Annotated in this window: 18 protein-coding genes and 1 pseudogene; 7 read left to right on the top strand and 12 right to left on the bottom strand. The window is 71.2% G+C overall.

The features are described 5' to 3' along the window. The first annotated feature begins 305 nt into the window (after positions 1-305). Positions 306-1,862: a hypothetical protein gene (locus NYZ98_RS38410; RefSeq protein ID WP_262849895.1), complete on the top strand. Its 1,557-nt coding sequence runs from the start codon at positions 306-308 to the stop codon at positions 1,860-1,862. 255 nt (positions 1,863-2,117) lie between these two features. Here NYZ98_RS38410 and NYZ98_RS38405 read toward each other — a convergent pair whose 3' ends face one another. Continuing rightward, the gene (locus NYZ98_RS38405) at positions 2,118-2,438 is read right to left on the bottom strand and encodes a hypothetical protein (protein ID WP_262849893.1); all 321 of its coding nucleotides are present in this window, start codon (positions 2,436-2,438) and stop codon (positions 2,118-2,120) included. A 340-nt stretch (positions 2,439-2,778) separates the two neighbouring features. On the opposite strand from NYZ98_RS38405, the gene NYZ98_RS38400 reads away from it, so the two are divergent. Continuing rightward, positions 2,779-3,021 carry a hypothetical protein gene (locus NYZ98_RS38400; RefSeq protein ID WP_262849891.1) on the top strand — a complete coding sequence of 81 codons (243 nt, stop codon included), beginning with the start codon at positions 2,779-2,781 and terminating at the stop codon, positions 3,019-3,021. Positions 3,022-3,306: 285 nt separating this feature from the next. Here the strand turns inward: NYZ98_RS38400 and nrfD are convergent, their stop codons facing one another. From nrfD to NYZ98_RS38375, 5 genes are all read right to left on the bottom strand, one after another. Further along, a complete protein-coding gene (gene nrfD / locus NYZ98_RS38395; protein ID WP_262849889.1) occupies positions 3,307-4,230 on the bottom strand; it encodes an NrfD/PsrC family molybdoenzyme membrane anchor subunit in 924 nt (307 codons plus the stop codon). Next, complete coding sequence (locus tag NYZ98_RS38390) at positions 4,164-5,039, bottom strand: 4Fe-4S dicluster domain-containing protein (RefSeq protein ID WP_262849909.1); 876 nt, start codon at positions 5,037-5,039, stop codon at positions 4,164-4,166. The genes nrfD and NYZ98_RS38390 overlap by 67 nt, the downstream gene beginning before the upstream one ends. 73 nt (positions 5,040-5,112) lie before the next feature. Next, on the bottom strand, positions 5,113-8,334 hold the full coding sequence (fdh, locus tag NYZ98_RS38385) for a formate dehydrogenase (protein WP_262849887.1): 3,222 nt from the start codon (positions 8,332-8,334) through the stop codon (positions 5,113-5,115). Between the two features lie 231 nt (positions 8,335-8,565). After that, on the bottom strand, positions 8,566-10,056 hold the full coding sequence (locus tag NYZ98_RS38380) for a flotillin family protein (protein ID WP_262849885.1): 1,491 nt from the start codon (positions 10,054-10,056) through the stop codon (positions 8,566-8,568). A gap of 30 nt (positions 10,057-10,086) precedes the next feature. After that, positions 10,087-10,383, bottom strand: coding sequence for a hypothetical protein (locus tag NYZ98_RS38375; RefSeq protein WP_262849883.1), 297 nt, complete (start codon positions 10,381-10,383; stop codon positions 10,087-10,089). A gap of 262 nt (positions 10,384-10,645) precedes the next feature. On the opposite strand from NYZ98_RS38375, the gene NYZ98_RS38370 reads away from it, so the two are divergent. Beyond that, positions 10,646-12,589, top strand: coding sequence for an NAD(P)/FAD-dependent oxidoreductase (locus NYZ98_RS38370; protein WP_262849881.1), 1,944 nt, complete (start codon positions 10,646-10,648; stop codon positions 12,587-12,589). Here the strand turns inward: NYZ98_RS38370 and NYZ98_RS38365 are convergent. Continuing rightward, positions 12,586-13,401, bottom strand: coding sequence for an SDR family NAD(P)-dependent oxidoreductase (locus NYZ98_RS38365; protein ID WP_262849879.1), 816 nt, complete (start codon positions 13,399-13,401; stop codon positions 12,586-12,588). The two genes, NYZ98_RS38370 and NYZ98_RS38365, sit on opposite strands and share 4 nt — an antisense overlap. A 234-nt stretch (positions 13,402-13,635) precedes the next feature. Between NYZ98_RS38365 and NYZ98_RS38360 the strand changes: the two genes are divergently transcribed. The 4 genes from NYZ98_RS38360 to NYZ98_RS38345 are packed head-to-tail and all read left to right on the top strand — an operon-like array spanning position 13,636 to position 17,471. Continuing rightward, entirely contained in the window at positions 13,636-16,140 is a 2,505-nt protein-coding gene (locus NYZ98_RS38360; protein ID WP_262849877.1) for a sensor histidine kinase, read from the top strand. Continuing rightward, entirely contained in the window at positions 16,137-16,544 is a 408-nt protein-coding gene (locus NYZ98_RS38355; RefSeq protein ID WP_262849875.1) for a roadblock/LC7 domain-containing protein, read from the top strand. Before NYZ98_RS38360 ends, NYZ98_RS38355 begins: the two co-directional genes overlap by 4 nt. Then, a complete protein-coding gene (locus NYZ98_RS38350) occupies positions 16,541-16,915 on the top strand; it encodes a DUF742 domain-containing protein (RefSeq protein WP_262849873.1) in 375 nt (124 codons plus the stop codon). Before NYZ98_RS38355 ends, NYZ98_RS38350 begins: the two co-directional genes overlap by 4 nt. Continuing rightward, complete coding sequence (locus NYZ98_RS38345) at positions 16,896-17,471, top strand: GTP-binding protein (protein WP_262849871.1); 576 nt, start codon at positions 16,896-16,898, stop codon at positions 17,469-17,471. Before NYZ98_RS38350 ends, NYZ98_RS38345 begins: the two co-directional genes overlap by 20 nt. A 163-nt stretch (positions 17,472-17,634) precedes the next feature. Here NYZ98_RS38345 and NYZ98_RS38340 read toward each other — a convergent pair whose 3' ends face one another. From NYZ98_RS38340 to NYZ98_RS38320, 5 genes and pseudogenes are all read right to left on the bottom strand, one after another. Beyond that, positions 17,635-18,108, bottom strand: a complete 474-nt coding sequence (locus NYZ98_RS38340; RefSeq protein WP_262849869.1) for a hypothetical protein — start codon at positions 18,106-18,108, stop codon at positions 17,635-17,637. Next, complete coding sequence (locus NYZ98_RS38335; RefSeq protein ID WP_262849867.1) at positions 18,105-19,457, bottom strand: AAA family ATPase; 1,353 nt, start codon at positions 19,455-19,457, stop codon at positions 18,105-18,107. The genes NYZ98_RS38340 and NYZ98_RS38335 overlap by 4 nt, the downstream gene beginning before the upstream one ends. Before the next feature lie 122 nt (positions 19,458-19,579). Further along, positions 19,580-19,942 carry a DUF742 domain-containing protein gene (locus NYZ98_RS38330; RefSeq protein WP_262849864.1) on the bottom strand — a complete coding sequence of 121 codons (363 nt, stop codon included), beginning with the start codon at positions 19,940-19,942 and terminating at the stop codon, positions 19,580-19,582. A 19-nt stretch (positions 19,943-19,961) separates the two neighbouring features. Continuing rightward, positions 19,962-20,348: a roadblock/LC7 domain-containing protein gene (locus NYZ98_RS38325; RefSeq protein WP_262849862.1), complete on the bottom strand. Its 387-nt coding sequence runs from the start codon at positions 20,346-20,348 to the stop codon at positions 19,962-19,964. A gap of 2 nt (positions 20,349-20,350) precedes the next feature. Continuing rightward, positions 20,351-20,660: pseudogene (locus NYZ98_RS38320) on the bottom strand (hypothetical protein); the annotation flags it as partial.

Genomic DNA, 20,660 nt, shown 5'->3' with positions numbered 1-20,660 from the left:
TTCCGCATGAGACGTGCCGCGTTCCCGGTTCGTCCTGAGGGCGACACGGCCGTGGCCACCTAACGTGTCGGCCAAGCCTCGGCGGCGAGTTGCGGGCATTCGCCGGGAACGAGGGTTCACCGACGTCAGACCCGCCCCAATGGCGATGCTGGCCCCGGCAAACATCTCCAAGTCGCGCCAACTCTCCGTGTGCGGGTCGTTACTTCCCGTGTCTAATGGCTGACGCATGAAGTGCGGCCGGGTCGGCCGTGGGCCAGACCCAGACGACTCGACCGGACCACGTCATCGATACTTGGGGAGGAATCATGACCAATCGCGTCGTGATCTATTTGGGAATGGCCGCAGTCGCGGCCACGACCGCGTTCTCGCTCCCGGCCGCGACGGCCCTGGCCTCGACGGTCGACGACAACCCCGTCGCCGACTCGCCCGCCACCGGCACACCCGTCGCCAGTGCACCGGCCACCGGCACACCGGTCGCCGAGGCTCCGATCACCAGCGCACCGGCCGTCGACGCACCCGCCGCCGACGCCAAGGCGACGGACACCCCGTCCACCGGCGCCACCACCACCGACAACCCTCCGGCCCCCGATGCCGCGACCGCCGGCGGCCCGCCCTCGGCCCCGGTCGCCGACGCCCCGGCGGCGGCCACGCCCGCCACCGATGTCCCGGCCGTCGCCGCGCCCGTGACCGAGGCGCCACCCGTGACCGAAGCCCCGGCCGTGCCGGCGCCCGCCATCGACGCCCCGGCCGCCACGCCCGCCGTCGACGCACCGGCCGCCATCACGCCCGAGACCGAGGCCCCGGCCGCGACCACGCCCGCCATCGACGTCCCGGCCGCCACGCCCGCCATTGACGTCCCGGCCGCCGTCGACGCACCGGCCGCCACCACGCCCGAGACCGAGGCCCCGGCCGTCGCCTCGCCAGTGACCGACGCTCCGGCCGTCGCCGCGCCGGTGACCGAGGCCCCGGCCGCGACCGCGCCGGTCGCCGGCGCCCCTGACGCGCCCGCGCCGGTCGTCGAGTCGCCCAAGACCGACGTGGCCGAATCTCCCAAGACCGACGTGCCGGCCACCGAGACGACGCCCGTCGCCGACAGCGCGACGATCGGCGCCCCGGTCGTCGTCACGCCCGCCGCCATCATCGACACGCCCGCGAGCGACAAGCCGGCCGCCCCGACCGACGAGCCCGCGAGTGACAAGCCGGCCGCCGTCACCGACACGCCCGTGAGTGACAAGCCGGCCGCCGCCATCGACGCGCCGGCCGCCACCACTACGGACGCCGAGGCTCCCATCGCCCCGGCCGCCGAGGCGCCCGTCCCGGCCGTCGCCGAGGCGCCCATCCCGGCCGTCGCCGAAGCGCCCGTCCCGGCCGTCGCCGATGTGCCCGCCGCGACCCCGGCCGCCGGCACGTCGGACAAGATGCCCATGGCCGGCGCCGTGACCGGCGACGACCCCATCGCCGCCGCACCGGCCGCCGCGACCACCACGGACGTGGCCGCCGCCACGCCCGCCGGGGACAACCCCCCGGCCGCCGACGCGCCGCTGCCCTCGGGCGTGGTCAAGCTGAACGACGGCGAGCTGTGCCCGATCAAGACGCTCTGTGTCTACCGCGACTACGGCCACAAGGGACCGGCCTACGGCATCGGGGCGGGCTACCAGGTCGACCTCACCAAGCTGCCCATCGCCGGTGGATCCAACGAGGCCAACAACGTCTCCTCCTGGGTCAACAACACCGACGCCAAGGCGAAGCTGATCAACATCGACACCCCCGGGCGCATCCGGTCGCTGAAGGCCGGCCGTTCCCTGGAGGAGCCGGTGGCCACCAACGACACGGTCGACACCGTCGACTGGGCCGTGAAGTAAGTTCTTCATCCCCTGCCCCGGGCCGTCCGCGTGGACGACCCGGGGCATTTCCGTGTCCGGGCCGGGGACCGCACGACGGTGCGGCACCATTCAGGCCGTCGCAGAGTGAGGCACAGACGACGGAATCACATCAAGAAGGCGAATTCCCGGAGCCGGGAATGGCTCCGTCATGACGGTTCTCACGCTCATTGTGCCATCTTCTGCCGCTATCACCGAAATTCCGGGCATGGCGGCAGAGGACGCGCTTGAGATCGATCACGGCTGGATGATTTTGATGAAGGCCCCGCAGTTGTTCGGCCACAGTGGATTGGTCCCCTGCCCCGGTTGCGGCTGGACGAGGCACGTCGACTGGAACACCTCGTTGAGGGTGGACACGGTCACGTTGAGCTTGGTGCTGAGCGACACCGGCGACGGGGCCAGTGCGACGGAGATCGCACCCGTGGGATAGCCGGGCACGGTCGACAGGTTGTAGGTCGCGGTGCTTCGCGAGTCCCGGAGGAACGTCACACCCGCTTTGACGAACGCGACGAACTGGGGCGCGCTGAACTGGGTGACGACCGTCGAGTTGACGTCCACGGCCGGTCCCACCGGCCCCGCCGGTCCTGCCGGTCCCGCCGGTCCCGCCGGTCCTGCCGGTCCTCCCGGCCCGGCCGGTCCTCCCGGTCCAGCCGGTCCTCCCGGCCCAGCCAGTCCTCCCGGCCCTGCCGGTCCCAGCGGCCCCGGCGGCCCCGCGGGTCCGGCGGGTCCCGTGATGCCGACCGGGCCGACCGGACCGGCCGGACCGGCGGGCCCCCCGCCCGCCGGTCCAGGAGGTCCAGGAGGTCCGGGCGGGCCTGGAGGACCGGGAGGTCCAGGTGGTCCCGCGACGCACTCCGTGTGGTGGCGGCAGCACTTCCGGTGGCAGGGGGATGCCTTCTTGCCGGGTCGCCTGCCGGTGTTCTTCTCGGTCGGCGGCCCCTGGAGCGACGATCCGTGCGGGGTGCCGGGATCGGAGGTCCTGGTCGCGCTGCCGGCCATCGCGGGAGATGACAGCGCCAGGAGCGCGCCGGTCAGCACCGCGACCGTCCACTCCGATCGGCGTCTGCGCATGTCGATAAAGGAGGTGTTGGGGATATCAGGAGTAATCATCTTGGTCCAGATGTCGTTGATTTTCGCGTGATCGGACATTTTCTCTACCCTGTCGACGGGAGATGGCTCGAAACTATCCCTTCGCCCACGGGAGGCATGTGAGGGGAGACCTTGCGACAAGGTAAATAAGTCACACGACAAGGAAAATGTGGTGCCGAATCACAGAAGTGCGCCGCCAAAGTGTGTTCGGATCAGGCATCCACGTTAATGTGCCATTCGTGGCGACCTTTAAGGACTGATCACGAATTGATGGTGACCGGCCCGCGAATCCCGGGGCGGGGCCGGCCGCGGACGGCCGACCGTGCCGCCGCGGGCGTCAGGTACCGGAAGCGTTCGCCGCCAGGGCGCGGGCCCGCTGGGGAAGGACCGTGTACCGGGGGTCCTCGGCCGAGGCGACCCCCGCCGAGAACACGCCGAGCCGCACGCAGGCCGAGGCCGCCATGAGGGCCGCCCCCGACAGCACGGCCAGGCCGCGCCGCCGCCCGGCGAGCAGGGCGCCCGCCGCGCCGGCGACCGACAGCGCCTCGGCGGCCCGCAGCAGGGTCCCCGCCCGCCCGCTCTCGTACGCCTCGGCGATCATGCCGATGCGGCGGCGCATCAGCCGGCCGGCGGCCAGTTCGAGGGCCGCGCCGAAGACGGCGGCGTGCCGCGCGGGCGCGTTCTCCGCCGACGGGGCCGCGATCATGGCGGCGCCCGCGGCGGTGGCCGTCGCGGAGCCGGCGAACAGGAACGGCATCTCCCGGTGGCCTTCGTGCCAGGCGGGCACGGCGGTGTCGCTCACCAGCACGGCCGTGTACGTCGCGACCGCCGGGCCGAGCACCGCGGCGCCGTAGCAGGCCGCCCGCCCGGCAAGCGGCAGCCGGCCGGTGACGTCGCTGAGGGCGCTGACGCCGGCGAGTGGCGTGTACGCGGCCAGCAGCCACGAGCCCATGTTCATCGGCGAGGTCGGCTTGAACGTCCGCAGCATGTTGATGAAGCGCTCGGGCCGCCCGAGGTCCTCGACGAGCGCGCCCAGCGACAACGCGATCCCCGCGAGGGCGGCGATCTTCCCGGCCCGCGCGAGCCCCGGGCGCCCGGTGAGCTGCGCCCCGGCGGCGAGCACGGACGAGGCCCCGGCCAGCCCGCCGAGGTAGAGGTAGCCGCCGATGTTCGCCTCGCGCCAGGTCGGCGGCTTCAGGATCGGGCGGTCGTAGTACGAGAAGACCTCGTCCGCGTCATGAGCGGCGACTGGCGTGACCATTTCGCTCCTGCCTGTGCGAGAGGGTGGTGGGCGGCGGCGAACGCGGCGGTGACGCCGCAGACCAGCGCCAGGGCGGCGACGGCCGCGTGCCGCCACATCGAGGGAAGGTCGCGGGTCGTGGCCTTCGGGGCCGGCGGCAGCCCGTACACCTCGGGCCTGTCGAGCAGCAGGAAGAACGCGCCGTTGCCCCCCACCCCGTCCTCGGGGTCGTGGCCGTAGAGCCGGGCGTCCTCGACCCCGTCGCCGTGCAGTTCCTGGACGCGGGCGGCGGCGCGTTCGAGCAGCTCGTCCAGCGGCCCGTACTGGATGGACTCGGTCGGGCAGGCCTTGGCGCAGGCGGGGGTCATGTCGTCGAGCAGCCGGTCGTAGCAGAGGGTGCACTTGAACACCCGGCCGTCGTCCTCGCGCTTGGCGATCACCCCGTACGGGCAGGCCGACACGCAGTAGCCGCACCCGTTGCAGATGTCCTGCTGGACCACCACCGTGCCGAACTCGGTGCGGAACAGCGAGCCGGTCGGGCAGACGTCGAGGCAGGCGGCGTCGGTGCAGTGCTTGCACACGTCCGAGGCCATCAGCCAGCGGAGGTCGCCACCCGCCCCGTCGCCGGGGTCCTGCGGCGTCCTGATCGGCTTGTTCTGCTCGATGAACGCGACGTGCCGCCAGGTGGACCCGGAGAGCTGCTCGGTGTTGTCGAAGGACAGGCCGGTGAGCGCGAACGGCTGGTCGGCGGGGAGCTGGTTCCACTCCTTGCACGCCACCTCGCACGCCTTGCACCCGATGCAGACCGAGGTGTCGGTGAAGAACCCCATCCGGGGTGGATGCCCCGGCGGGTAGCCGGTCGTGTCCTGGACCTCGGGCGCGCGGATCGGCCGCACGGTCATCTCAGGCCTCCTGATGGGCGGGCTCGGTGATGCCGGCGCGGCGCCGGAAGGTCTCCACCAGGCGGGCCAGCCCAGGGCCACGGGGGCGGCGGCCCGGCTGGATGTCGGCCGTGAACGCCTTGTCCTCCTGGATGTCGGCATTCGGGTCGAGCACGATGGGCGCCAGCTCGTTCGCCGGGTCGCCGGTGGTGCACCCGTTCGGTCCCCAGTGGAACGGCAGGCCGATCTGGTGGACGACCCGCCCGTTGAGGCGCAGCGAGGGGATCCGCCTGGTCACCAGGACCTTGGCCTCGATCGCGCCCCTGGCCGTGATGATCGTGGCCCAGGCGCCGTGCTCCAGGAGGCGTTCCTCGGCCAGCTCGGGCGAGACCTCGCAGAACATCTCCGGCTGCAGCTCGGCCAGGTAGGGAAGCCAGCGGCTCATGCCCCCGGCGGTGAAGTGCTCGGTGAGCCGGTACGTCGTGACCACGTACGGGTACACCTGGCTGTCCGGCGGGTGGTACCGGTTGCCCGGCCGGTCGTAGGTCAGCCGCGCGGGGCTGCTGCGGTGCGCGCGGTGGAGCGAGTTCTCGCACGGGGTGTCCTGCGGCTCGTAGTGCGTGGGCAGCGGGCCGTCCATGAGTCCCGCAGGGGCGTACAGCCAGCCCTTGCCGTCGCCCTGCATGATGAACGGGTCGATCCCGGACAACGCGTCGGTGCCCACCGCGTCGTCGGCGGGCCGGTGGCCGGGCGGGCGGTCGGCGATGAAGTCGGGGACGTCGTGACCGGTCCACCTGCCCCGCCCGAAGTCCCACCAGACGTACGCCTTGCGGGCGCTCCACGGTTTGCCGTCCGGGTCGGCCGAGGCGCGGTTGTAGAGCACGCGCCGGTTCAGCGGCCACGCCCAGCCCCACTCGGGCGACACCCAGCTCTGCTCGGTGTGCGGGCGGCGGCGGGCCGCCTGGTTGGTCCCTTCGGCGAACACCCCGCAGTAGATCCAGCACCCGCACGAGGTGGACCCGTCGCCGCGCAGCTCGGTGTACGACGACAGGGGACGCCCCTCCGGGCCGTACCCGTTGATCTCCCGCAGCACGGCCTCGGCGCTGGGCTCGGCCAGCTCCCCCTCCACCGGGCGGTCCCAGGTCAGGTCGAGGAACGCGCGGTCACTCGCCTCGGTGGAACCCGCGAGCCGCTTCTTGACCAGCCGGCCGAGATGGTGGACGAACCACAGGTCGCTGCGGCAGTCGCCGGTGGGCTCGACGGCCTTGTGGTGCCACTGAAGGAGCCGGTTGGTGTTGGTGAACGTGCCGCTCTTCTCGGTGTGCGAGGCGGCGGGGAAGAAGAAGACCTCGGTGGCGATCTGGTCGGTGCGCAGCTCGCCGTTCCGCACCTCCTGGCCGTCCCGCCACCAGGTGGCCGACTCGATGAGCGAGAAGTCCCTGACCACGAGCCATTCCAGGTTCGCCATGCCGAGCCGCTGCAACCGGGTGTTGGCCGACCCCACGGCGGGGTTCTCGCCGAACAGGAAGTACCCCTTGCACGTGCCTTCGAGCTGCGCCATGACCGTCTCGTAGGTGCTGTGCGAGCCGGTCAGCCGGGGCAGGTGCCCGAAGCAGAAGTCGTTCTCCGGGGTGGCGGCGTCGCCGTAGTACGCCTTGAGCAGGCTGACGACGTAGGCGCGGGCGTCGGCCCAGAACCCCTTGCGCGTGCTGATGGCGTCGGCGAACCCGCCGAGGTCCTCGTCGAGGTGCGCGTACGGCATCGGGATGTAGCCGGGCAGCAGGTTGTACAGGGTGGGGATGTCGCTGGAGCCCTGGATGCTCGCGTGGCCGCGCAGCGCCATGATGCCGCCGCCGGGGCGCCCGATGTTGCCGAGCAGCAGTTGCAGGATGCTCGCCGTGCGGATGTACTGCGTGCCGACGGTGTGCTGCGTCCATCCCACGGCATAGGCGAAGGCGGTGGTGCGGTCGCGCCCGGAGTTCGAGATCAGCGCGTCGCAGACCCGCTCGAACGTCTCGGGCGGGATGCCGCAGATCTCCTCGACGGCCTCGGGGGTGTAGCGGGCGAAGTGCCGCTTGAGTATCTGGTAGACGCACCTCGGGTCGGTGAGCGTCTCGTCCCGCTCGGGGTAGGGCGTCACCGGGGCGCCGCCCGAGCCGTGCGTCTCGCCTCGGCCGGGCGCGTGGTACCCGCCGGTGGTGTGCCTGCGTCCCGAGGCGGCCCGCATGGCGGGGCCCCTGTACTGCCAGGTGCTGACGTCGTACGTGCGCGACTCGGGGTCCCAGCCCGAGAAGACCCCGTCCAGGTCCTCGCTGTCCACGTAGTCGTCGGAGACGATGGTCGCGGCGTTGGTGTAGTTCAGGACGTACTCGCGGAAGTCCTGCTTCCGGGTCAGCACACGGTTGATGATCGCGCCGAGGAACGCGATGTCGGTGCCCGCGCGGATCGGCACGTACAGGTCGGCCATGGCGCTCGTGCGGCTGAAGCGCGGGTCCACGTGGATGATCGTGGCGCCGCGCGACTTGGCCTCCATCACCCACTGGAAGCCGACCGGGTGGGCCTCCGCGAAGTTGGAGCCCTCGATGATGATGCAGTCGGCGTGCTGGAGGTCCTGCAGGAACGTGGTCGAGCCTCCCCGGCCGAAGGAGGTGCCGAGCCCGGTCACCGTCGAGCTGTGGCAGACCCGGGCCTGGTTCTCCACCTGGACGACGCCGAGTCCGGTCATCAGCTTCTTGATGAGGTAGTTCTCCTCGTTGTCCAGCGTGGCGCCGCCGAGGCTCGCGATGCCCATGGTCCTGGCCACGCGGCGGCCGTCGTGGTGCTCCTGCCAGGTGTCCCTGCGGGTCCGCACCACCCGGTCGGCGACCATCCGCATGGCGGTGTCGAGGTCGAGCCGCTCCCATTCGGGGGCGTACGGCGGGCGGTACAGGACGTGGTGCTCGCGCCCGGGGCCTGTGGTGAGCTGGAGGGTCGCCGAGCCCTTCGGGCAGAGCCTGCCCCTGCTGATCGGGGAGTCCGGGTCGCCCTCGATCTGGACGACCTTCTCACCGGAGACGTAGACGTTCTGCCCGCAGCCGACGGCGCAGAAGGGGCAGATCGATTTCACGACGCGGTCGGCGGTGGCGACGCGCGACCTCAGCGCGGCGGTCCCCGGCGATCTGACCGAGGTACCCAGCCCGCGCGGGTCGGGGCCGGTGAGCTGCCGCAGCACCGGCCATCGTCCCAGAAACCCACTTATCCCCATTTACGCCCCCCGCCCGCTTCAGCCGGGCGATCCAGTTGCCTCCGGGGGGCGCACAGCACTATGTGCCCGTACCTCCCCCACACAGGGGAAGCCCAACCTCGGGGTGCACAAGGGCCTTACGGGGCCGCGCGGCTCGGGGCGTTGCCGGGAGCCTCGGGACGACGTGCCGGTGTCGCCCCGGGGCCCCGCGACCTGGGCCCCGAGACGACACGTCTGTTCCGGCCTCGGTCGTCAACTCGCGTCGTGTGACTTGCCCGCCAGCGGGTCGGTGCCGTTCAGCGCGGCGGGCGTCGCGCCGTTCAGCAGGGAGCGGGCCAGGCCGAGGCCCGTGCCACCCAGCGTGAGCGCCTTGGCGAGCAGCTCCTCGACGCCCTGGGCGCCGTTCAGGACCACCATGTGGTCGATGTTGCCGAACGCCTTCGCGCCGGCCTCGACGATCGCGGGCCAGTTCTCGGCGAGCTGCTGGGCGATGACCGCCTCCTGGTTCTCGGCCAGGGCCTGCGAGCGCGCCCGGATGGCGTCGGCCTCGGCGAGGCCTCTCGCCCTGGCGGACTCCGCCTCGGCGAGACCGCGCGCCTTGGCCGCCTCGGCGTCGGCGAGTCCTCGCGCCTGCGCGGCGGCGGCCTCGCCCTCACCGGTGGCGCGCGCGGCGGCACCCGCCGCCTCGGCGCGCAGCCGCACGGACTCCGCCTCGGCCGCCGCGGCCTGCTTGACCTGGGACGCCTGGGCCACGGCGCGCAGCTCGGTCTCCCGCGCCTCGGCCTCCGCCTGGGCGATGCGCGCGTCGCGCTCGGCCTGGGACAGCGTCACCGTCTCGTACGCCCGGGCGTCGGCCGGCTTGCGCACCTGCGACTGCAGCCGCTGCTCGGCGAGCTGGGCCTCCAGCTCGGCCGCGCGGGTCTCCTGGACGACGACCTCCTGGCGGGAGGTCGCCTCGGACAGCGGGCCCGCCTGGCGTGCCTTGGCGGCGGCCTGGTCGACCTCGGCCGTGTACCCGGACTGCTGGATCTGGGACTCCCGGATGGCCGCGGCCTTCTTCGCGGCGGCGACCTGCTCGGCCTCGGTGGCCTCCTGGTCGCGCTGGGCCTCGGCGATGCGGGCCGAGGCGGCGACCCTGGCGGCGTGCGGCTTGCCGAGGTTGAGGATGTAGCCGGTCTCGTCGTCGATCTCCTGTATCTGCAGGGAGTCGACCACCAGGCCGAGCTTGCTCATCTCGTCGGCGGCGCTGCTGCGGGTCTCGCCGGTCAGCCGCTCGCGGTTGAGGATGAGGTCCTCGACGGTCAGGTTGCCGATGATCGAGCGCAGGTGGCCGGTGAACAGCTCGTGGATGGCCCCGCTCATGCTGTCCTGCTGGTCGAGGAAGCGGCGGGCCGCGTTGGCGATGGAGGTGAAATCGTCGCCGACCTTGTAGATGATCACACCGCGGACCTGGACGGGGATGCCCTGCTGGGTCACGCAGTTCACCTGGAGGTTGGTCGCCCTGCTGTCGAGCCTGAGCCGCCGGGCCGTCTGGAAGCCGGGCAGCACCGCGGTGCCCTTCCCGGTGATGATCTTGAACCCGAGACTGTCGGCCAGCTCGTTCCTGGTGTGCGCGCCGAGACCGGAGATGATCAGAGCCTCGTTGGGCTCGGCGACCCGCCATACGGCTTTGAAGAGAAGGATGATGATGACGAGCAGGGCGACGATGCCGCCGGCCCAGAACGCCAGCTCTGTGGTGGTCATGAGACCTCCGGAATGAGGGAGAGAGGAAGGTCAGACGATCGCGCGTGCCACGTAGACCGTTCGTGGCGGCGAATATTCGACGACGATGATGATCGTCCCTACCGGGATCTCCTCGTCGGGAATCGTCGGATGGGCGTAGAAGGCCTCAACGCCCCCGCGTATCGGCACCATCACCTCGCCCACAAGGCCCGGCCCTATCCGGCCCGTGACCCTGCCCTGCCTGCCGACCACCCGTTCAACACCCCGTCGTCGTACATCCACCGTGAACGCGAACGTTACCCCGTTTGCCCCGGTCACTTCGTCGAACGGGAGAGCACTCTTCAGCACTTCACCGCGACTCCGTACTACCGCGCGTTTCGCCTTCACGGGGCCAACGACCGACCCGATCCTCGCGTTCCCGTCAAGAGGCGCGAATCGCCCCTGAACAGCATCCTCCCCCCCGTACTGCCCACGCAATAAAACCCAAAAGACTCGGCCCGCCCCCCGCGACACGCTCCTTTTCCTTTTCACGGAGGGTGATGATCGCGGAATGACGGCTCATTTCCCGCTTGGCGGAGATTTACCGGGAACGCCGGGGCGCGAGCTGGGAATGGACCGGCAGATCAGCCGCCGCGACCTGTTCGACGGGGTGGCGGCGGTGGCCGCGTGCGCGGCGCTCGGCAGGCACCCCGGCGCGGCCGCCGCCGCGGCCGGAGGCGTCACGGTGGGTGACGCGCTCACGGCCCGCGGCCTCCACCAACCCGCGCGCTCGCAAGGGCTCAGGGGGAACACCCCGGACTCGCTGGGCGTGGCGCACGCCCTTCGCGACGGCCGGTTCTGGGAGCGGGCCGGCACGCCCGAGCCCACCGGGGAGTCCTACGACCTCGTCGTGGTCGGCGCCGGCATCAGCGGCGTCACCGCCGCCTACACCTGGGTGCGCCACGACCCCCGGGCGCGCGTGCTCGTCCTGGACAACCACGACGACGTCGGCGGCCACGCCCGGCGCAACGAGTTCCACCCGGCGGGACGGAGCGGCCCGCTCATCGGGCACGGCGGCTCGCGCGCGCTGTACGCGCCCTCGGCGTGGTCCCCCGACGGCAGGGACCTGCTGGCCCGCCTCGGCGTCGAGGCGCGGCGGCAGGACGAGCACGGCGACGCCGGGCTCTACCCCGGGCTGCGGATGCACGACGGCGTCTTCTGCGACCGGGAGTCCTTCGGGACCGACAGGCTCGTCGTGCTCGACCCGGGCGCCACTACCGCCCAGTGGGTCGGCGAACTGCCCATCGCCGCCCAGGCCCGGCGGGACCTGGTCATGCTCTTCGACGATCCGCCCGACTGGTTCCCCGGCCTGTCCGACACGGGCAAGAAGGAGCGGCTCGCCGGGCTGACCTACGCGGGCTTCCTGCGCGACGTCTGCCGCGTCCATCCCGACGCCGTCCGGTTCTGCCAGACGATGCCGAACGCCGCCTGGGCCTACGGATCGGACGCGCTGGGCGCCATCGACGCGTGGGCGGGCGCCGACCGCTTCACCTACCCGGGCTTCGCGGGGATGGGGCTGGACGGGACCAGGCCGTCGGCGTACAACGCGCGCAGGGTCGCCCGCCGGTGGGCCGCGCCCGACGGCGAGGTGTACTGCTTCCCTGAGGGGAACCAGGCCCTGGTGCGCATGATGGTCGGCCGGCTGGTGCCCGGGTTCGCGGGGGCGACCTCGATGGAGGAGATCACCACCACCTCGTTCGACTACGGCAGGCTGGACCGGCCGGCCAACCAGGTGCGGGTGCGCCTGTCGAGCCCGGTCGTGCTCGTGCGCAACGACGGACCGCCCGACGCGGCGGCGACCGCCACCGTCGGCTACTTCGACGGCCACCGCGTGCGCACCGTGCGGGCGGGCGCGGTGGTCATGGCCTGCTGGAACGCGGTGATCCCCTACCTGGTCGAGGACCTGCCCGACGAGCAGAAGGAGGCGATGCGGCAGGCGGTGAAGCTGCCGGTGGTGTCGGCGACGGCGCAGCTGCGCGGCTGGCACGCGTTCCAGCGCGCGGGGATCCGCCGCGCCCGTTTCACCGGGGCGTACTGGGTCACCGCCGAACTGGCCCCGCCGGTCAGCGCCGGCTCCTACCGCTGCCCGCGCGGCCCGGCGGAGCCGATCAACGTCCACCTGGTCCACACGCCCGCCGTGCCGGGGATGGCGCCGAGGGACGCGGCGGTGGCCGGGCGCCGCAGGCTGTCCGGCACGCCGTACGACCGGCTGGAGTACGGCGTGCGGGAACAGCTCACGCGGCTGCTCGGGCCGTGGGGCTTCGACCCGGCGAGGGACATCGAGGGGCTCACCGTCAACCGCTGGGGTCACGGGTACGCGCCCGAGTACGCGCGCCCGTGGGACGCGTTCCACCCGCACGGCCCGTTCCCCGCCGACACCGCCAGGCGGCGCTTCGGGCGCATCGCGATCGCCAACGCCGACTCGGTGCCGGGAGCGGACGCCGACGCGGCCGTCAGCGCCGCCTGCCGGGCCGTGCGCGACCTCAGGAACGCGCGGGGGGCCGTGCCGGGCTAGGCGGCGGACAGGCCCGTGGCGGCGACGCTCCGCTCCCACAGGGCGGCGGCGAGCGCGGGGTCGGTCATCCGCTTGGTGGCGGGCGCCGGCGCGCTCTTGGCGAAGTAGCGCCCGGACTGCTCGGCGCCGTCGGGCGAGGTCGCCAGGTGGACCAGCGTGCTCGCGCCCTGCTCGGGCGTCCCCGCGGCGCCGGGGATCGTCATCAGCAGCTTCATGTAGAGGCTGTCGGGGGCGAACCCCGTCCTGATCACCCCGGGGTGGAAGCAGGTGGCGGCCACGCCGCGCCCGGCCAGCGCGACCGTGAACAACGCGTTGGCCTGCTTGGTGTCGCCGTACTGCAGCCACGCGCTCCACCGCCGTCCCGACCGGTCGAGGTCGGAGGGGTTGAGCCGTCCGGACCTCGCCGCGCCGGAGGAGGTGGTCACCACCCGGCCGCCCGAGGAGGTGACCCGGTCGAGCAACAGGTTGGTCAGGAGGAACGGTGACAGGTGGTTCACCTGGATCATCGTCTCGTGACCGTCCCGGGTCAGCCGCCTCTTGGTGGACATGACGCCGGCGTTGTTGGCGAGCACGTCGATGCGCTCGTACCTGTCCAGCAGGTCGGCGGCGAGCCGGGTGACCTCCTCGAACGACGCGAAGTCGGCGGTGGCGACGTCGGGGCGGCGGCCTGTCGCGCCCACGATGCGTTCTGCCACGATTTCGAGCCTTGGGCGGGATCGCCCGACCAGGACGACGTCGTGCCCGGCCCGTGCGAGACCCTCTGCGGCGGCCGCGCCGATACCGGCACTGGCCCCAGTAATCACAGTAATCATCCGATCCTCCCGTACGCCGGAACTCTATCGGTGCTAGCCTTCTGTGCGATCTTCCGGAGGTGCATTTCTCCCTTAATGCGGTAAGAGCCTCCGAGCGATGCGGGAGTGACCATGGGTTCTGGAAAGCGGTCGATTCGCTTCAAGATCTTTTCCTTGCTACTCCTTCCACTGCTGTCGCTTAGTGCTTTGTGGGGATTTGTCCTTAATCTCACGGTTGGCGATGGCCTCTCCCTCATGAGGGCCAACACGATCTACCAGAGCATCGGTGTCACATCGACCGACCTGGGGATCCAGATGCAGGCCGAGCGGGCGCTGTCCGCCGCCGCCCTCAGCGTGAAGTCCAACGACCAGAACCGGCTCGCCGCACAACGGCACGCGACCGACACCTCGCTCGCGAAGTTCCAGGCCGCCCAGGCCGAGCCCGACACCCAGGCGGCGCTCAGCCCTCCGGTGCGCACCGCGCTCACCACGCTGCTCAACGAACTGGAGCAACTGCCGGGCATCCGGGCCAACGTGGACACCGCGCAGTCCAACCGCCTGCAGGCCACCCAGGCCTACAGCCGCGTGATGGACACGCTCTTCCGCCTGTACGACCGCATCGACTCCGTTCCCGACCTGGACATCGCCGAGCAGGCCAGCGCGATGCTGTCCATGGGCAACGCCCGCGAGATCACGGCCAGGGAGAACGCCCTGGTCAACGGAGCCCTGGCCACGGGCGGCCTCACCGACGCCGAGTACATCGCCTTCAGCGAGTGGAGCGCCAACCGGCGCTTCCAGTACGCCAAGGGGATGTCGACCCTCGACGAGAGCCTGCGCAAGCCGTTCGCGGAGGTCATGGACTCCCCGACCTTCAAGCGCTTCACCGCCATGGAACAGGACATCCTCACCAGGGCCAGGGGAGCCGGCCCGCTGCCGGACTCGCTCGACAGGTGGCAGCCGATCACCGACAACCTGGCGGCCTCGTTCGACCAGGTGGGCATCAAGGCGTCGGCCGCCGTCGCCGAGCGCGCGAAGGTCGTCGCGACCGGCATCCTGGTCCGCATCGGCCTGGCCGGCGGGCTCGGGCTCATCGCGGTGGTCGCCTCGATCATCATCTCCGTGCGCTTCGGCCGCCGCCTCGTCCGCGAGCTCGCCGACCTGCGCAACTCCGCCCGCGACCTGGCCGACGTACGGCTGCCGAGGGTCGTCGAGCGGCTGCGCAGGGGCGACGAGGTCGACGTCGAGACCGAGGCGCCGCCGATCGTCGGAGGCGACTCCGTCGAGGTCGCGGACGTGGCTCAGGCGTTCAGCTCGGTACAGCACACCGCCGTGGAGGCGGCCGTCGGCCAGGCCAACCTGCGCAAGGGCATCAGCCAGGTCTTCCTCAACCTCGCCCGCCGCAAGCAGGGGCTGCTGCACCGCCAGCTCACCCTGCTCGACAGCATGCAGCGCCGCGCCAGGGAGCCGGACGCGCTGGAGGACCTGTTCCAGCTCGACCACCTGACCACCCGCATGCGCCGCCACGCGGAGAGCCTGATCATCCTGTCCGGGGCGGCGCCCGGGCGTGCCTGGCGCAAGCCGGTGCCCGTCCTGGACATCGTGCGCGCCGCGGTCGCGGAGGTCGAGGACTACACCCGGGTCAACGTCGCGCCCCTGCCGAGTGCCTTCCTCAACGGCACGGCGGTCACCGACCTCATCCACCTGATCGCCGAGCTGATCGAGAACGCGACGATCTTCTCGCCGCCGCAGACGAAGGTCCAGGTCCGCGGCGACTCGGTGGCCAACGGCTTCGTCGTCGAGATCGAGGACCGCGGCCTCGGCCTGTCCTCCGACGAATACGAGGCGATCAACCAGCGGCTCGCCAGCCCGCCGGAGTTCGACCTCGCCGACAGCGACCGGCTCGGCCTGTTCGTGGTCGGCCAGCTCGCCGTGCGCAACGGCGTCAGCGTGACGCTGCGCGCGTCGCCCTACGGGGGCACGACGGCCATCGCGCTCATCCCGAAGGGCCTGGTCGTCGACGACGGCGACCCGGTCCCGGTCCAGGGCTCGCTGGCCGAGTCCGCGCCGCCGCGCCCCCGTGAGCCGCGCCCCGGCCGGACGGCGCAGCAGGCACAGGCGGTCGCCGCCGGGCCCGCGGAAGAGCCGCCCGCCGAGACCTCGTTCTACTTCACCCCGCCGAGCACGCGCGCCGAGGTGACGCCGTCGCTCACGGTGGTGCCGAACATCTCCGACACCGGGCCGATCGACCTTTCAGGACAGGGGACGCGGCAGGAGGAGCGGCCGCCCTCCGGGCTCCCGTCGCGCACCTCCACCACCAAGGGCAACCACCGCGGCCTGCCGCGCCGGGTACGCCAGGCGAACATGGCCCCACAGCTCCGGGACACCACCGGCCCCCTGGCGGCCCCCACGCCGCCGCCGGCGCCGGCCGAGCCCGCCACCGTCCAGGAGGCCTCAGAGGGGCACACCGGCCCCACCGGGACCGAACGGACCCCGGACGAGGCCCGCGCGATGTTCTCCGCCTTCCAGCAGGGTGGGCGCCGGGGACGCATCGAAGCCGAGCAGGACGAGGCGGCGGAGGAACACGACCGTCCGGACGAGCGCCTGAACAGGGACGACGACGAGAACTCCTTGCGGGACAGGGCATCCGAGGATGACGAGGGAGCCGGCACGCAGCCGAGTCAGGGTGACCAAAGGCACGAGCTGCGCAACCATAGTGAGGGTTACGTACATCAGACGACTGGCGAGAAGGGTGACGAATGACCGGCAAAGTGTCGTCTAGCGGCGAACTCAACTGGCTCCTCGACGATCTCATCAGCAGGGTCGCCGCCGTGCGCCAGGCGGTCATCCTGTCCACCGACGGCCTCGTGGTCGGAGCGTCCAAGGGCTTCAGCAGGGAGGACGCCGAGCACCTGTCCGCGGTGGCGTCCGGCTTCCAGAGCCTCGCCCGAGGGGCGGGCCGCCACTTCGGCGGCGGCGAGGTCCGGCAGACCATCGTCGAGATGGAGTCCGCGTTCCTGTTCGTCACCGCCGCCGGCACCGGCACCTGCCTCGCCGTGCTGAGCAGCTCGGACGCCGACGTGGGCCATATCGCCTACGAAATGGCCATGCTCGTCAAACGGGTCGGCCAGCACATCTCCACCAACCCCCGGCGGACGCAGTCATGACGACCCGTGGCGAGCAGTGGCTCGATGAGGAGGCCGGGCCGATCGTTCGGCCTTACGCACTTATTCGTGGCCGTACGCGATCGTCGGGTGACAATCTGGACCTGATCGCTATGGTCACGACGACCGGGTCTCCGTACACTGGCGAGGCCGGTCTCGGCCCTGAGGATCAGCGCATCCTTGAGCTGGCCGAACGGTCGATGTCGGTCGTGGACATCGCCTCCGAGATCGACCTGCCGCTCGGCGTGGTCCGCGTTCTCCTCGGCGATCTCCAGGACCAGGGCATGATCAGCGTACGGGCTCCCGCCCAAACGGGACCGCGCCCAAACGAGCGCATTCTCAAGGAAGTGATCAATGGCCTACGAGCCCTCTGAAGAGCCCGTCGCCCTCAAGATCCTGGTGGCGGGCGGCTTCGGCGTGGGGAAGACCACGCTGGTCGGTGCGATCAGCGAGATCCGTCCCCTGCGCACGGAGGAGGTCCTCTCCGACCGCGGGATCGGCGTCGACGACATCGACGGCGTGGAAGGGAAGACGACCACCACGGTGGCCATGGACTTCGGGCGGATCACGATCCGCGAGGGTCTCGTGGTCTACCTGTTCGGCACGCCGGGCCAGGAGCGATTCTGGTTCATGTGGGATGAGCTGTCCTACGGCGCCCTGGGCGCGGTCGTCCTCGCCGACACGCGGCGCCTCACCGACTGCTTTCCGTCCATCGACTACTTCGAGCAGCGCGGCACGCCGTTCATCGTCGCCGTCAACTGCTTCGACGGAGCCGAGCAGCACGAGGCGGAGGACGTCCGCATCGCGCTCGACCTGGACCCGGAGATCCCGGTGATCCTCTGCGACGTGCGCCGCCGCGCCTCGGCCAAGGTCGTCCTCGTCACCCTGGTCGAACACGCCCTCCGCACCCTCACCCCGGCCGCCGGATAGGAGCCCTCACCACCCCTCTGCGCCGGCCCCTGAACGAGACCTCCCCGCGGTCGGCCGCCTTTGCGTCCGTACGGCCATCCTGAGCCGGCTGCGCCTGGAGGATCTCGCCAGGCGCCGCGCAGGTGTCCGAAACAGCCGTCGAGACACGTCTTCGTCGATCGCGCTAGGAGTAGGCGCCGAGGTGGCGATCGAGCGTCCATATGAGGACATCGACACCTGTGACCCGCTGCCGGTACAGCGCGCGTTCGGCCAGGATGCACAGGTCGCCGACCCCCACCCCTGACATGGCGTGCTCGGTGAAGGGCACCTTCGTGCCGGCTCCCGACAGGAGCTGGCGCAGGAAGCCCTCACCCCATTCGACCGTGTGCAGGACCCATGGGGCTTTGCCATCGATGACCAGTACGAGCAGCTCGTGAAGGCGTGTGGCACGATCACGGCGATGATGGCCGTCCTTGAGCTGAGCGATGTGGTTACCCGTCTCGATCACCGTGGTGACGGGCAGGATGAGGTCGCCCGCCGTTCTCTTCCGCTGTAACTCTTCCAGGACCGCCAGGCGGTCCTGGTTCTTGCCGGGGATGTCCAGCAGGTTGCAGAGAACGGACGTGTCGACGAACTCGACCGTGCGCCGGGTGCTCATTCGAGCCCCATCAGGCGGTCGAACTCGCTGAAGTCCCTGCCGGGCTCCATGGTCTCCTCCAGCAGGCCGGACGTGACTATCTCGCCGAGCTGCCCCTGGGCCATCAGGCTTGGGTAGCCATCGATCTCGGGCAGCCTGCGGAGTCGTGAGCGGCCGGATTCCGGGTCCCGGGAGCAGACCACCACACCATCGTGGTCGCGTGGGCCGAGGGCTGACAGCAGCGCAGGGCTGTGAGTGGTGAAGAGTGCCCGGGCACCGTCATCGTCGCAGTAGTCCTCGACCAGCTCCAGCAGCTTCCTCGCCTGCGAGGGATGGAGACCGTTCTCCAGCTCTTCGATGACCACCGTGACCGGATGCTCGGCGTCACCGGTCTCCCGGCCACCGACGTCGAGGTCACTGCCTTTGCCCAGGAGCGCGGTGGCGATGGCGACAAAGCGCAGAAGCCCGTCGCTCATCTCGCGTGCCGAGGTCTTGGCGTCTCCCTCGTCGAGGGCGAGCATGACGTCGTTCAGCTCGGAGCGGATGATGTCCAGGCCCGTGACCTGGTGCTCGACGAGCTTCTGAACGAGGCCCAGCAACTGGCGGAACCTCTCGGGGTCACGCCTCGCCATCTGACCGATGACCGCTGAGAGATTCTCGGCGGTACGGCGGAGCTTGATGTCCCTGCCGGGCACGTACTGGCGCATCAGGTGAGGGACGGGATCGAGGTGGAAGACGCCGCGCAGCACCTCCAGAACGGTCTCGGCGGCCCTGACCACGCCCAGTTCGGCTTCGTTCTCGCCCGCCATGCGCAGCGGCAACTGGGCGGTGAGCAGTCTGGTCGACCGGAAACTCCCCCGAGCCGACCGCCTCTTCAGGCCGCGGAACATGGTCGCGTCGATGCTACCCATGCCTGGGATGGGCTCATGCGTGACCAAAATGCTCTGAGAGGCGCGGCCCTCCGCGTCCTTCGCCCGCGGTTCTCCCGAGTATCCGCGGAGGGACTCATAGACGATCTCCGGCTCGGGTCGCACCTTGATGGTGAGGTCGAGCTCGATGATCCGGTATCCCCCGGCGGGCGACCCCTCGGGAGACACGATCTCGCAACCCAGAGTGAAATGGTCGCTGCCGTGAGGCGGACAGCTTTCGAGTCCGCCGCGCAATGGCCCCTCGTCACCTCGGCGGCTGTCCAGAGCGTCGACCAGGTCGGCACCGGTCGCGAGCCGCGACAGCACTTCGAGACCGTCCAGAGCGTTCGACTTGCCGCTGCTGTTGCGGCCGATGAGCACCGTCATGGGCCGGAGCCGCAGATCTTCATCGTGGAACGTCTTGAAATGCGAAAGACGCAACACCTCCAGATACGGCCTCATAGAGGAACCGTACCGGGGTCCGGAGGATCACAACGACCCTTACGGCGGGCCGGACGGGCCGGGATTCGACAGGTCATCGCCCTGGCCCGGCGCGCAGCGGAGGGGCAAGCACACCGCCACGTCTAGAGCGACTGGAGGCCCTTGAGCACCTCTTGGAGGAGGGTGACGTGCGGGGTGGTGGCGACGGGGGCGGGGGGGCGGTTCAGGATGAGGCCGAGGGTCAGGAGGTCGTCCAGGAGGAGGCGGATGACGCCGATGGGCAGGTCGACGTCGGAGGCCACCTCGACCACCGGCCGGGCCCGGCGCACGAGCGCCAGGAGGCGCAGGTGCTCGGGGCCCAGGTCGGCGTTCGGCGGGACCGGCGTGCCGGTCGCCGCGACCACGCTGAGCAGATCGAACGCCTTCGCGGACGGCGGGGTCCTGCCCCGCACGAGCGCGTAGGGACGGAGCACAGGGCCGTCGTCGATCAGCTCCGGCTCGTCCATCACACCGTGCCTGTCAGCATCACACCGTGCCTCTGGGGTGCGTGGTGAGGTGCTGGCCGACGCGGCCGACCAGGCGGGCCATCTCGTAGGCGATCAGGCCCGCGTCGGCCTCCATCATGCTCATCACCGCGAGGCAGCTCCCGTTCCCCGCCGAGGTGACGAAGAGCAGGGCCGCCTCCATCTCCACGATCGTCTGCCGTACGGCGCCGCCGCCGAAACGCAGGCTCGCGCCCTTGGCCAGGCTTTGGAACCCGGCGGCGACGGCCGACAGGTGTTCCGCGTCCTCGCGCGAGAGGCTGCCTGAGGCGGCGACGCGCAGTCCGTCGTTGGACAGGATGATCGCGTGCCGGACATCGGTCACGCGGGTCACGAAGTCGTCCAGCAGCCAGTTCAGCTCGGTCGACACCGTCACACCTCCTCGCCGTCTCGTTCGCTGTCGGCCCGGCCTCGCCGCCAGCCCGATTGCAGGGAGTCCAGGAGAGCCCTGGATTGTTCTGGGGATCTTTCTCCTGCGGCCTGGTCCGGCGCCCCGGCCGCGTCCGGAACCTCCGGCGCGGGCACGGTGTCGCCCGGCGACTGCCTGAGCTGGGGGGCCATGTTGGCCTGGCGGACCCGCCGAGGGAGCAGTCCGTCGCCCGGCGCCGTGGCGCCGCCGGCCTGGCGGCGCGCGGGGGCGCTGCCGGCGGCGGGGCGGCGCGGCCTCGACGCGGGGCCGCTC

This window comes from Sphaerisporangium corydalis, from assembly GCF_025506355.1.
GTDB classification, from domain to species: domain Bacteria; phylum Actinomycetota; class Actinomycetes; order Streptosporangiales; family Streptosporangiaceae; genus Sphaerisporangium; species Sphaerisporangium corydalis.
The sequence above is the reverse complement of the archived record's forward strand: the minus strand, read 5'-3'. Positions and strand labels throughout refer to the sequence as shown.